The sequence below is a fragment of the Propionibacterium ruminifibrarum genome, from assembly GCF_900289195.1.
Lineage (GTDB): Bacteria > Actinomycetota > Actinomycetes > Propionibacteriales > Propionibacteriaceae > Propionibacterium > Propionibacterium ruminifibrarum.
Genome location: NZ_OMOH01000012.1, coordinates 58,390 through 71,259 on the forward strand (window position 1 = coordinate 58,390; position 12,870 = coordinate 71,259).

General features: G+C 60.4%; 9 protein-coding genes. 6 read left to right on the forward strand and 3 right to left on the reverse strand.

The window, feature by feature from the left end:
* The first annotated feature begins 5 nt into the window (after nt 1-5).
* The 6 genes from PROPJV5_RS11415 to PROPJV5_RS12450 all read left to right on the forward strand — a co-directional run bounded on the left by PROPJV5_RS11415 (nt 6) and on the right by PROPJV5_RS12450 (nt 10,100).
* Entirely contained in the window at nt 6-1,937 is a 1,932-nt protein-coding gene (locus PROPJV5_RS11415) for a hypothetical protein (protein WP_119716486.1), read from the forward strand.
* Nucleotides 1,937-3,607, forward strand: a complete 1,671-nt coding sequence (locus PROPJV5_RS11420) for a class I SAM-dependent DNA methyltransferase (RefSeq protein ID WP_119716487.1) — start codon at nt 1,937-1,939, stop codon at nt 3,605-3,607. The genes PROPJV5_RS11415 and PROPJV5_RS11420 overlap by 1 nt, the downstream gene beginning before the upstream one ends.
* Nucleotides 3,607-4,782 carry a restriction endonuclease subunit S gene (locus tag PROPJV5_RS11425; RefSeq protein WP_119716488.1) on the forward strand — a complete coding sequence of 392 codons (1,176 nt, stop codon included), beginning with the start codon at nt 3,607-3,609 and terminating at the stop codon, nt 4,780-4,782. Before PROPJV5_RS11420 ends, PROPJV5_RS11425 begins: the two co-directional genes overlap by 1 nt.
* A complete protein-coding gene (locus tag PROPJV5_RS11430) occupies nt 4,782-7,964 on the forward strand; it encodes a type I restriction endonuclease subunit R (RefSeq protein WP_119716489.1) in 3,183 nt (1,060 codons plus the stop codon). Before PROPJV5_RS11425 ends, PROPJV5_RS11430 begins: the two co-directional genes overlap by 1 nt.
* 165 nt (nt 7,965-8,129) lie before the next feature.
* The gene (locus PROPJV5_RS12445; RefSeq protein WP_147385439.1) at nt 8,130-9,023 is read left to right on the forward strand and encodes a hypothetical protein; all 894 of its coding nucleotides are present in this window, start codon (nt 8,130-8,132) and stop codon (nt 9,021-9,023) included.
* 372 nt (nt 9,024-9,395) lie between these two features.
* The gene (locus PROPJV5_RS12450) at nt 9,396-10,100 is read left to right on the forward strand and encodes a hypothetical protein (protein ID WP_147385440.1); all 705 of its coding nucleotides are present in this window, start codon (nt 9,396-9,398) and stop codon (nt 10,098-10,100) included.
* Nucleotides 10,101-10,126: 26 nt separating this feature from the next.
* On the opposite strand, the gene PROPJV5_RS13175 is transcribed toward PROPJV5_RS12450, so the two are convergent.
* The 3 genes from PROPJV5_RS13175 to PROPJV5_RS11440 form a co-directional block, all read right to left on the reverse strand.
* Nucleotides 10,127-10,936: a transposase family protein gene (locus tag PROPJV5_RS13175; protein ID WP_220474424.1), complete on the reverse strand. Its 810-nt coding sequence runs from the start codon at nt 10,934-10,936 to the stop codon at nt 10,127-10,129.
* Nucleotides 10,937-11,038: 102 nt separating this feature from the next.
* The gene (locus PROPJV5_RS12455; RefSeq protein WP_147385441.1) at nt 11,039-11,971 is read right to left on the reverse strand and encodes a hypothetical protein; all 933 of its coding nucleotides are present in this window, start codon (nt 11,969-11,971) and stop codon (nt 11,039-11,041) included.
* 168 nt (nt 11,972-12,139) lie between these two features.
* Nucleotides 12,140-12,870, reverse strand: a 731-nt coding sequence (locus tag PROPJV5_RS11440) for an integrase core domain-containing protein (RefSeq protein WP_147385442.1), incomplete at its 5' end; no start/stop codon positions are given.

The following is a 12,870-nucleotide window of genomic DNA, read 5'->3' on the forward strand; positions in this document are numbered from 1 at the left end:
GCACGATGAACGGTCTTTCCCTCGGTGACGTGGCCCGGCTGGCGCGCGTCCGGCGTCCGGTCGTGTCGATGTGGCTCAAACGGCACAAGGACGGCCTGCCCTTCCCCGAGCAGGACGCCGAAGGCCGTGTCGACGCCGACGAGCTCGTCGACTGGCTCGAGGCCACCGGTCGGGGCAACAACCCCGATGCCCGCGCCGAGGTGGCACTTCACAAGACGCTCACCCCGGGGGTCCCGGTCGAAGAACTCGAGGCGGTCCTCACCCTGCTTGCCGCCCGGGCCGTCACCGGTGTCGACGTTGTCGGCCTCGACCGTGACGACCTGCTCGACCGCGTGGAGGAACTCGACCCCGATGACGAGTGGCTGCTCGACGAGACCGAACGGTGCTGGACGCCCGAACTCGCCGCCCGGGCCGATGCCGTCGCCGACGCCGCATGGAATGACGCCGCGGCCTACGAACTGCTCCACGGGCACCATCTCGCTCGTGGGGAGGCGACACGGCTCGCCGAACCCCTGGTGCGGCTGCTCGCCTCCACCGCACAGTCCATGCTGGACGACACGGGCCTGCTCGTCGATGTGCGGGGCAGCTGCTGCGATGTCGTCGTCGCGCTCGCAGCGGACGAGGAGCACGAGATGCCCGGGCTGCTGCTCGTCGCCGGCGACCTCGACGGGCTGCGCCCGATGCGCAGGCGGCTCGCGGTGCACGGGCTGAGCCCCCTGGTGGCCCGGCTCGACGAGGACTGGGCGCCACCGGCCGGTTCGGTCGTCCTGGTTCGGCTGTCCGATGCCTCGCCGGACGGACTCGACCTGCTCGACCGGGTCTCGCTGCAGTTGGGCGAGCAGGTGAGCCTGCTCGCCGTCGGCCCCTCGTCCCTGCTGGTCGACCCGCTCAGTGACACGACGGCTACGAGGCGCGACGAGTTGCTGCGCTCGGGCGTGGTCCGCGCCGTCGTCCAGCTCCCGGCGGGCGTGCTGCGGGGCGGCAGGGGCCGAACGGCCCTGTGGCTGTTGCGGGGAGGATCGGGGCAGGGGCCTCGTGGCGTCGTGCGGGTCGGCGATCTGTCCGGGCGTCGGTTCGACGCGGCTGTCCAGCAGGGGCTGCTCGATGACCTGCTCGCCAGCGCCGAGGCCTCCGGCTCGCATGTGTTCTCGGTGCTGCGTCCCGTGGCCAGGGCGCACCTGGTAGCCGGCCGGGGCCCTCTCGTGACGCCGGAGCGCGTCACCGTCCCGGTCATCGGGGCCACGCCGAGGCAGGACGCCGCACGCATGCAGCAGCTCTACGACTCGCTCGCCCAGGTGTTGCCGCCCTTCGGGAAGGGTTTCGATGTGGCCGTCGCGGACGACGACGTGCTGAGGGTCGAACGCATCTCACTCGGCGCCGCTCTCGTGCGCCGCGGGGGAGAGACGTTGCTGAGGCTGCGCAAGGGGCGTCGTCTTCCCGAACTGGCGTCCGGCGAGTTGAGGCGGTGGAGGGCCGAGGACGTCGCGGCCGGTGCGCCCTCGCGGGTCGACAGGCTGGCGCTGACCGGGGCCGTGCCCGACCACGAGCTGACCGAGCCGGGCGACGTCGTCTTCACCGTGAGTCCGCGGCCCGCCGCCGTCGTCGACCGCAGCGGCGGTGCCGTGGTCGCCTATCCGGCGCGGGTCCTGAGGGTGACCGATCCGCAGCGGAGGCTGTCGGCGTCGGCCATCGCCGCGGTGATCAACGCCCGGGGTTCGGGGGACAGGGCCTGGCGCGGCTGGCTCGTACCGGTACGGGCCGTCGGTGCCGGGGACCCGGAGGAGTTCCTGACACACTTGGAGGGCTGGCGGGCCCTGCTGGAGCAGTGGAAGGCCCAGATCGACGAGCTGGGGGCCATGGTGATCGACTCGGCGCTGTCCGGGGCGGTCACCATCGGGGCGCGCGATGACGACAGGAACAACGAGGAAGGCCGCTGATGGCACGCAGGAAGACGACGACCGAGGCCCTGGTGCCCACGTCCATGAAGGACCTGAAGAACACGCTGTGGAAGGCGGCCGACAAGCTCCGGGGCTCGCTCGACTCCTCGCAGTACAAGGACGTGGTGCTGGGACTGATCTTCCTCAAGTACGTCTCGGACGCCTTCGAGGAACGGCGCCGCCAGATCCCCGACGAGGTGAGGGCCGATGGTTCCGACGAGGAGGCGGTCGAGGCGTCCCTGGAGGATCCCGACGAGTACCACAGCCACGGCGTCTTCTGGGTGCACCCCGACGCCCGCTGGGAGCATCTCGTGAGGCTCGCCAAGGTGCAGGACACCCAGACCATCGGCCAGCGCATCACAGAGGCGATGGACCTGCTCATGGCCGACAACATTTCCCTCGAGGGCACCCTGCCGCGCCTGTTCAACCGCGAGAACGTCGACCAGCAGCGCCTGGGCGAGCTGCTCGACCTGCTCAACTCGCTCCAGTTCGCGGGGGAGGGCGCGACGAAGGCACGCGACCTGCTCGGCGAGGTCTACGAGTACTTCCTGGGCCAGTTCGCCTCGTCCGAGGGCAAGCGGGGCGGCGAGTTCTACACGCCGGCCAGCGTCGTGCGGACGATCGTCGAGGTGCTGCAGCCCAGCCGCGGACGCGTCTACGACCCGTGCTGCGGCTCGGGCGGCATGTTCGTGCAGGCCGAGAAGTTCCTCGCCGCGCACCACGCTGACGCCTCCGATCTGTCGGTCTACGGGCAGGAGCTCAACGAGGCGACGTGGCGGATGGCCAAGATGAACCTGGCCATCCACGGGCTCAACGGCAATCTCGGCCCGCGCTGGGGCGACACCTTCACGCTCGACTACCACGTGGGCGTGCAGATGGACTTCGTCATGGCCAACCCGCCGTTCAACATCTCCGACTGGAACCGCATCGAGGGCGACGCCCGCTGGGTGCACGGCGTGCCGCCGGCGGGCAACGCCAACTACGGCTGGATCCAGCACATCCTGTCCAAGCTGGCCCCGGGCGGCTCGGCCGGTGTCGTCATGGCCAATGGCTCGATGACGTCGAACTCGGGCGGTGAGGGCGAGATCCGTGCCAGCATCGTCGAGAACGACCTCGTCGCGGCCATGGTCGCGCTGCCCGAGAAGCTGTTCAGGTCGACCGGCATCCCGGTGTGCCTGTGGTTCTTCGCCAAGGACAAGACCGCCGGCCCGGGCGGCAGCATCGACCGCACGGGGCAGGTGCTGTTCATCGATGCCCGCGGCCTGGGACACATGGTGACCCGCGCCGAGCGGGCCTTCAGCGACGCCGACATCCAGAAGATCGCCGACACCTACCACGCCTGGCGCGGCATGGACCGCCTGCCGCTCGGCACCAAGGACCTCAGCCCAACCGGTGACACGGACGGGGTTTCGGTCGCACCCGCCGCAGAGGCCGGCGGTCTGGGGGAGTACGAGGACATCCCAGGGTTCTGCAAGTCGGTGCCGCTCGCCGAGATCAAGCAGGCCGGCTACGCGTTGACCCCGGGCCGCTACGTCGGCATGCCAGAGCCCGAGGACGACGGTGTGCCCCTCGACGAGAAGATCGCCCGCCTCACGGCAGAACTGGAGGAGCAGTTCGCCGAGTCGGAGCGACTGCAGAAGATCGTGCGCGAACAGCTGGGGAGGATCTGATGAGACTTGATCAAATTTGTACCCATATCGTTGACTGTGAGCATAAGAGTGCCCCGATTACTCCAGGTGGTGGGTTTTTTGCGGTCGGGACGCCGGCTATGCAAGGCAACGTCATTACTTACTCGGAGGCTCGCGAGATATCTGCAGAAACATTTGATCTGTGGACCCAGCGTCTCAAGCCCGAGAAAGGTGATCTACTTTTTGCTCGGGAAGCTCCAGTTGGTCCCGTTGTGATTATTCCTGCTGCGCTCAATGTTGCGCCAGGGCAAAGAACGGTTTTACTTCGCCCTGATCCGAGACTGGTTGATTCAAAATTTCTGTATTATAAAATTTCAAGTCCCGGGGTACAGAATAGCATTATGAATTTTGCCATGGGGTCCACGGTGGCTCACATGAATGTTGTGGATGTGCGATCACTAGACCTTCAACTCCCATCTCTGGGTGAGCAGCGGGCAATTGCAGAGGTGCTGGGGGCTCTGGATGACAAGATCGCCGTAAATCGACGGCTTGTTGAGTCGATGGAAAGACTTCTCCGAGCTGAGTATCAAAAAAATATTGCCTCTAATGATGCTCCGAAGGTGCCATTATCTGATGTGGTGGAACTCAATCCTAGGCGCTTTATAAAAAATGAAGTGGCTCCTCGTATTCCCATGCAGTCACTTCCCTCTCCTGGTATGACAGTTGATCACATCACCTTCGAGAAGCCTAATGGTGGTGTCCGGTTTATGAATGGTGATACTATCTTGGCTCGCATCACGCCGTGTCTTGAGAATGGGAAAACGGCGTACATAGCTTGTCTGCAAGAAAATGAGGTGGGTTTTGGTTCAACCGAATACATTATCATGCGATCGCGAAATGGATATCCTCTTGTGCTGACCTATTTCATTGCAACTGATGCAAGATTCAGGTCTGCCGTGATTCGACGCATGGTTGGAAGTTCGGGTCGTCAGAGGGTAAAGGCCTCGGATATTGAAGATCTCCCTGTTTTTCTGAATGGTGATCATGATGCGATGATGATTTTTGGGGAGCAGAGTGAAAAACGGATTATCTTGATGCAGAATCTGTCGGCGGAGTCCCGCACCCTCGCCTCGCTCCGCGACACGCTCCTGCCGGCCCTCATGAATGGCACCCTGCGCGTCAAGGACGCCGAGAAGCAGGTGGGGGAGGTGTTGTGATGATCACCGAGGCGCAACTCGAGGACAGCCTGCTCGACTGGCTCGGCGACCTGGGATGGGAACCCGGCACCGGGGCAGAACTGGAGTCCCAGCGGGCCACGCTGGGCGACCTTGTGCTGACCGGGGACTTCGTCGAGACGCTGCGGCTGCTCAACCCGTCCGTGCCCGACCAGTACCTGCGAGAGGCGGCCGCCGACATGGTCAGGGCCCGCTCCCAGGACGCGCCGGCCGAGAACAGGGACTTCCACGTCCTGCTCGTCCACGGCTACCGGGGCCTCACCTACGTGGACACCAACGGCCGCGAGCAGATCCCCACCATCCGCCTGCTCGGCGCGCCGGAGCAGAACCGATACCGGGCCGTGCGGCAGGTGCGGCTCCGCCAGGGCGACAACAGCCGTCGTCTCGACGTGGTGCTCTACGTCAACGGGCTTCCCCTGGTGGTCGTCGAACTCAAGCAGGCGGGCACGAGGAACGCCACCATCGCCAAGGCACACGCCCAGCTCGGCGCCTATCTCGCCGAGTTCCCGGCGGCCTTCCGCCCGGTCGTCGCCACCGTCGTGAGCGACGGCATCAACGCCCGCTACGGCACGCCGTTCACCCGGCTCAACCACTACAGCCCGTGGAACGTCGACGAGGACGGCGCGCCCAGGCCGGCCGACGGCGAGCAGCTGCTCGAGCTGGAGAACCTCGCCCACGGGCTGCTGGAACCGGCCCGCCTGCTCGACATGGTCCGCAATTTCACGGCCTTCGACGAGACCGACGAGGGGTTGATCAAGCGCATCGCCAAACCCCACCAGTACTTCGCCGTGCGCAAGGCGATCGACAGCACACTGGCGGCGCTGGGAAGCAACGGCAAGGCCGGGGTCGTGTGGCACACGCAGGGCTCGGGCAAGTCGATGGAGATGGAGCTCTACGCCAATCTCGTCCTCACGCACCCGCGCATGCACAACCCGACGATCGTCGTGATCACCGACCGCAACGAGCTCGACGGTCAGCTGTACGACACCTTCGCCCGCTCAACGCTGCTGCCCGATCAGCCCAGGCAGATCAAACGCCGCTCCGAGCTGCGCAGCGAGCTCTCCGGCCGGGTCAGCGGGGGCATCTACTTCACGACCCTTCAGAAGTTCGGTCGTACCGCCTCCGAGCAGGACGCCGGTCACGCGCACCCGCTGCTCACCGACCGCCGCAACGTCATCGTCATCGTCGACGAGGCCCATCGCAGCCACTACGACGACCTCGACGGCTACGCCCGGCACCTGCGCGACGCCCTGCCCAATGCCACACTCATCGCGTTCACCGGCACGCCCATCAACGAGACGGACCGCAACACTCGCGAGGTGTTCGGCGACTACGTCGACATCTACGACCTGTCACGGGCCGTCACCGACGGCGCCACCGTGCCCGTCTACTTCGAGCCCCGCCTCATCGAGGTGCGGCTCGATGATGACATGAGCGCCGAGAAACTCGATGAACTCGCCGACGAGCAGACCTCCGGCCTCGACGACGAGGCGCGCGAGCGGGTCGAGCGCTCCGTGGCCGAACTCAACGCGATCTACGGCGCCCCCGAGCGCATCGACGCCCTGGCACGCGACATCGTCGAGCAGTGGGAGCGGCGCCGCGGGGCCATGACCGAGTTCTTGGCCCCCACCGGGCCCGACGAGAACCCGGACCCGCACGGCAAGGCCCTCGTCGTCTGCGCCACCCGCGAGATCTGCGCGCGGCTCTACGCCAGGATCGTCGAACTGCGCCCCGGCTGGCACTGCGACCAGGACGACCGGGGCCTCGTCAAGGTCGTCTACTCGGGTAGCCCCTCCGACCCCGAGCCGATCCGTGACCATGTGCGCCGCGACTCGCAGAACAAGGCGATCAAGAACCGGCTCCGTGACGTGGACGACGAACTCGAACTCGTCATCGTCAAGGACATGCTGCTCACCGGTTTCGACGCCCCGCCCCTGCACACCCTCTTCCTCGACCGGCCCCTCAAGGGCGCCCTGCTCATGCAGACGCTCGCCCGCGTCAACCGCACCTTCCGGGGCAAGCGGGACGGGCTGCTCGTGGCCTACGCGCCGTTGACCGAGAACCTCAACAAGGCCCTGCGGGAGTACACGGCGACCGACCAGGCGACCCGGCCCGTCGGGCGGGACAGCGACGAGGCCGTCCGAGTCACCGTGGAACTCGTCGAGGCCCTGCGCGTACTGCTGGCCGGCCACGACTGGCGCACCACGGCGACCAGCGGGGCGAGGGACGCCGGCCTGCGGGCCGTCGGCGAGACCGTCGAGTACCTGCGCTCCCCGGCCACCCCCGGCAACCAGGCCGAGCAGGAGGGCCAGACGCTCGGCGAACGCTTCCGCGCGCTGTCCGGCCGACTCGCCCGCATGTGGGCGCTGGCGGGCGGGGCCGAGAAACTCTCCGAGATCGCCACGGAGGTGCGCTTCTACGAGGAGGTGCGCGTGTGGATGGCCAAGCTCGACGCGCGCCAGCGCGAGGCGAGCGGCCAGCCCGTGCCAGAGGAGATCGTGCGCGTCCTGCGTGGGGCGGTGGCCCAGGCCACCGCTGCCGGCGACATCACCGATCTGTACGAGGCGGCCGGGCTGCCGAGGCCCTCCCTGCAGGAGCTCGACACTCAGACGCTCGACCAGATGCAGCAGGCCCCCAACCGGCACCTGGCGGTCGAGGCGCTGCGTGATCTGCTGGTGAAGGAGGCCGAGGCGGTGACGCGGAACAACGTCGTGCGCCGCAAGACCTTCAGCGAACGCATCAGCGAACTCATGATCCGCTACACGAACCAGCAGATCACCGCGGCCGATGTCATCTACGAGCTCGGCAGGATCGCCGAGGAGGTCAGGGGCGAGGCCGATCGCGGCACGAGCTTCGACCCGCCACTGAGCCACGACGAACTTGCCTTCTACGACGCGGTGAGCCAGAACGACTCGGCAGTGCTCGCCCAGGGCACCGACGTGCTGGCCCAGATCGCCCGCGAGCTCGTCACGGTCATGCGCCGCGACACCCGCACGGACTGGACGCGGCGTCCGGAGGTGCAGGCGAAACTGAGGGCCAGCGTCAAACGGCTGCTGCGCCGCTACCACTACCCGCCGGACAAGCAGAAGGGCGCGGTCGAGCTGGTCATCGAGCAGATGGAGACACTGGCGCCGAATTATGCGAGGGGGGAAGATTTGCTGTGATCATCAGGAATTACGGAGCTAGAGTCGGTGATTTATACAGGTTCTCGAATGATTCAGCTGTCGCTGCTTCCGATTCAATGTGAAGGTTCGTCTAACTCAGATCCGCAGTAAATAAAGAGTATATGATGTCATTATTAACTCATTTTGTATGATTGGAGTTCTGCAATGTTGGCGTACCGTAGTTCTTTTCATGTTTCGCAGCCCGTTGAAGAAGCATGGAGGACTGTCTCTTCGACGATGGTTAACTGGGCTGAGCGTAAACATCGCAAACAGCTAGGTCCAAAGGGTCTCTACGCACTGGAACCTAATTCTTCAATCGCCCTTAAATCGGGAATCAAGTTTACGATTATTGATTCGATTCAGCAGCCAGGTGATCGAATCTTTGGGTTTCAATCGGTCGAGCCAGATGGCGATCACAAATGGACGAGTAAAGTTTTGGTTGCCGGTAATCCAAAACGAGATGATGAATCGGTTGTATCAATAATTATTGACGCGCCTGCAGATAAGCATGATCCCCTTCGTCCTAAATATGCAGAAGTTCCTAGGTTTGTGCGAAGTATGTTAGATCAGATGGATTGCGATGATTGTGGAATTCATCTGGGGAATAAGCCTCGACAGCTAGATGTTGCCCTGATACCCACTCTTATTCGTGAACTGAAGGAAGATGATCATCACGGCTTAGTTCTTGTAGCGGGAACGCCGGCTGACTTTCCATTTGAGCCGTGGAAGGAATTCATTGCTGACACGACCAAAAATACTGTAGGTCAAAGTGCAACGTACGTTTTGGATGTTGAAGCTACTAACTATTTCAACCAGCACGTGTCGAAATACCACAGGGTAGATCCAGGATCTCTTCGGAGCTTTGTTCCAGGGGCAGACTTTGACGATCCCCTAGACGGAAAACGCCATAGGTTTATAACAGCTAAAACGCTGGCTGATGATCAGCTGAGAAAAGCAGCATCCAGCATCATTACGCGTCGTTCTCGGGCGTTCACGAACTCGCGACCAATTGATAGAAAAACTCGTCGATACAATGAGGCTTATTCACAGCTCCAATGAATCAATCCATGACTAGGGGTTTCATCACCCTCTGGGTCTCTGTGAATAAGCCTCAATGAGATATTCGATCAAAAAATTCGAGGAATTGATTCCCTGGCTCGATCTAGTACCAATGTTGATGGTGCTACTAAAAAAATGGAGCCAGTGGCAGTGCAAGTCAAAGCAAATGCTGCTCACAAGTTGTCTCCGAAGTCAAATAATAGTGCTAGCGTCAAAGAGCTTACACCGCTCCAAAAAGATCTTGACCAAGTTCGAATGCAACTCGCCGAAGAACGGCAGAAGAATTAAGAACTGCGATTCAAATTCGAATATGCACGGTTTCTTCTGGAACAGCGCGCGGAAGAGCTTAACACGTTAGAAGACCGGCTGAAGGTGGTAGTTTCTGAACGAGATGAACACGAACTCAACTATACGGTAGTCTTAGAAGAAAAAGATGATGCGCTTACGCGCGCAGAAAAATCTGAGGCTCGAGTGTCGTATTTGTTGTCAAGATTACAGCAATCGGAACTGACAGCTGATGATTGGGGCTGGCAGTCTAGTGTTGAAGAAGTAAAAACCCCATCAAGTTGGACCGAGCTTGTCGAATGGGCTAATTCTGGATATTTAGAAAAGTGTTTGCCGTGGCTTTGTTTTACGTGTGATTGGGATCGTGCGTTAGATCTTGATGACCAAAATGAGTGCGCTTGGATAGCTACTACTTGGGATATAATCAGAACTCTCAATGATTATGGGCGCGCCTGTCAAGACGAGAAAATATCTGTGACTAGTCTCTATAATTATCTCAAGGAGCCTCCTTCTGGGTATAGATCTGTTCCGCTGAGGCGTTATAAAGCAACCGAATCTGAATCTGTTACAAATCGAAAACGCTATCGAATAGAGCGCATCTTCCCGGTTCCGCAAGAAATTGAAGGTCGTGATGAGAATGGCATGATATATATGGATAAACACTTTGTTATTGCCAAAGCTGGAATGATATCACCACGTCTATACTGTCATGATGGCACTGGTAATCGTAGGTATGGCAAAGTCGTCATTGGCTATATTGGCCGCCATTTGACTAATGATCAGACGAATTAAATATGGCCATGATGAAACAAAGAGATTTATTTAGGGTGTAGGTGAATGTGATTCCGAGTATTGCAGTGATGGTGTCGGGAGGCGTCTGTGGCGGGTTTTGAGAGTGTGCCAGGTTTTGAGATTGGCATGACCTGTTCGATCTGCCATCTGATTTTGTTGATGGCCCGGTTGTAGTTCTTGTGGGTTTCTGGTTTGGGTAGTCCGGCTGGTTTCTTGACGGGAGTTATCAGCCCTGTTCCGGCGTATCTTTTGTCTGCGATGTGCCGGATGAGAGGGCATCGGGGTGGATCATTGCTCGTGAGCTCACTGTTGGGGTGGAGGAGGCCTGATTCGGTGAGGGCCCGGGCGTCGTGGGTGCGGCCGGGTAGCGGGTCGGACACCCAGGCGAGGTGTCCGGTCAGGGTGCAGGCCACTTGGAGGTTGGCTCCGGTGGTGTGGTGTTTACCGGAGTAGAGTTCGGGCTTGTCGCGCCATGCCCAGCAGGGTATGAGGGTGCCGTCGATGATCAATTGGGTGTCCGGGTCGAGGCCGTCGGCGGTGGGGACGTTCTGTTCAAGGATGCCGGCGATCAGGGGTGTCCAGGCGGTCAGGACGCGTGAGACGGTGGGCTGGGAGATGCCGAAGAGTTCTGAGAGGGATTCTTGTTCGAGGTTGTGGCGTAGGCTGGCCAGGACGAGTCGGATGCTCTGGTAGGGGCCGAGCCTACGTGATCCGGCCGCTGGCAGGGCACCATTGACCGTTGCATGGATTTTCTGGCACAGGTCTTGTATCTGAGTGTGGGTCAGTCGTGTGATAGCATGTGGCCTGCGGCCTGTCCCTTGATTGTTTCTTTTCACACATTAATCATCTCGGGACAGGCCGTCCCTTCGTCTTCAATGACACGCCTCATACGAGATCATCCAAAACCACTCGAACAAACCCTATGAATGAGCCTCACTCTAGGGTGAATTTCTTGATTCCATGGCTCGCGATGGGTCGGCAAACTGCTCGTCTGTGAGCGGTGGTCGATTTATTCCATATTCAGGATCATCATGCACATCGAATCCTGACGTATTTCGAATGAAGCGGTAAACGGGGCTTACGAGAACACATGAGGGAAGAATAAAATGTTTGACAAAAGGGTTGGATTCTGATTCTAGGCGAACGTAATACCGCCCCTTTGGCCCTCGGAAATAGTAAGGGCTCTCGCCTATTGGTTGAAAAATGCGCTCTATCAATGAGCTGATTTGTTGTATGGCTGTGAGCGCAGTTTCTCGTGCTTCGCCTGAATCAAGTTCGGACTGATAATGGATAGCCGTGTTGCGCATCTTCATCAAAGCTCTGTACCCTCTCACTGTTTCATCATCGAAGATGCCCCATTCTCGTAAAGCATCGATACACTTGTCCCACTTATTGATAGACTCCTTGCTTTTGACATACTTAGTTGCAGGGCAGTTTTTATATTTGTCCTCGTCTCTTAATGTGAGAACCAATTGGTTTAGGATTCTTTCGCCAAGCCCGCAGGCTCCTAGGAGTGCCGGATAATAGCACTGTGCAACAAAGGCGTCTCGAATCTGTTCTAGATAGATACTATGAAGTGCGATAATCGACCAAGGGGCGTTGCCAAGATCAATGAAATTTTGAACTTTATGTCGATAATTATTAGCTCCGAAGTCATGGATTAGAGACTCCCTGATCTTGGCCTGATTTTCTTCCCATTGAGCCCTTATGAGTGGGGCACAATCCTCCTCAAGTGGAACAGTTAGACAGTGTGATCGTGTATCGAATGTCATATTGACAGGGAGGAAACGGCGCGATCCATCATTGGGTCCCCGCTTGCGTCCGGGTTCAATCTTGACGGCTTGAGCTTTGTCATTGGTGAGATCTGTCATTTTGAGTTCCTAAGATATTGATGCTTATCCATAGGACAAGCTTGGATCATTGTCAGTTGCCTTGCGTGGGGCGTGTCGCAGGAGGCGAAAGAGCGGTCCGCGCTGAGACAATTAATGCGTGGCCAAAACAATCAAAGAACAGACTGCATGCCATATGCTATCACGCGGCTAGCTGTAGTTGCGCATGACGTTGGTGATGCCGGTGGGGAGTCGTGTGGCGGGGGGCTGGTCTCGGCAGGCGGTGTGGGGTCGGTGGTAGTTGTAGTGGATGTTCCAGATGGCGACGGCTTGGGCTCGTTCGGTTTCTGAGTGGTAGGGGCGGGCGTAGAGAAGCTCCTCGGCCAGGATCCGGTTATAGCGCTCAACCTTGCCGTTGTGTCGTGGCGTGTAGGGCCGGGTCCGCTGATGGGTGATGCCCTGGGTTTTGAGTCGGGCGGTGAACAGTTCGCTGGTGTAACACGGCCCGTTGTCAGTAATCACGCGAGTGATCTCGGTGATGCCGTGGGCGGCGAAGAAAGCTTGCGCGTTGCGCCAAAACTCCAACACGGTGGCGGCTTTCTCATCGGTATGGGGTTCGGTATAGGCCAGCCAGGAGAACCCGTCGATTGCCGAGTGCAGGTAGGCGTAGCCGACCTTCTGCCGCGGGCCAGCCTTGCCGCGGCCGCGAGACCGCCAGCCCCCACCATCGAGGATCCGTCCGACCTTCTTCACATCCAGGTGGACCATGTGGCCCTTGTAGCGGGCAGTGATCTTGCCCGGCTTGCGCAACAGCTCGCCGTCGACATCAAACCAGCGGCGACGATTCAACCCCAGCCGACGAAGCCAACGACCGACAGTGGCCTGAGAGATCTCGACGCCTGTGTCGGTGAGCTCGATCCAGATCAACCGCGCCGACCACT

Excerpts from the sequence above, each read along its gene's own strand:
- PROPJV5_RS11430 (WP_119716489.1), top strand. The coding sequence starts at position 4,782 with ATGATCACCGAGGCGCAACTCGAGGACAGCCTGCTCGACTGGCTCGGC.
- PROPJV5_RS12455 (WP_147385441.1), bottom strand. The coding sequence starts at position 11,971 with ATGACAGATCTCACCAATGACAAAGCTCAAGCCGTCAAGATTGAACCC.
- PROPJV5_RS11415 (WP_119716486.1), top strand. The coding sequence starts at position 6 with ATGAACGGTCTTTCCCTCGGTGACGTGGCCCGGCTGGCGCGCGTCCGG.
- PROPJV5_RS12445 (WP_147385439.1), top strand. The coding sequence starts at position 8,130 with ATGTTGGCGTACCGTAGTTCTTTTCATGTTTCGCAGCCCGTTGAAGAA.
- PROPJV5_RS11425 (WP_119716488.1), top strand. The coding sequence starts at position 3,607 with ATGAGACTTGATCAAATTTGTACCCATATCGTTGACTGTGAGCATAAG.
- PROPJV5_RS11420 (WP_119716487.1), top strand. The coding sequence starts at position 1,937 with ATGGCACGCAGGAAGACGACGACCGAGGCCCTGGTGCCCACGTCCATG.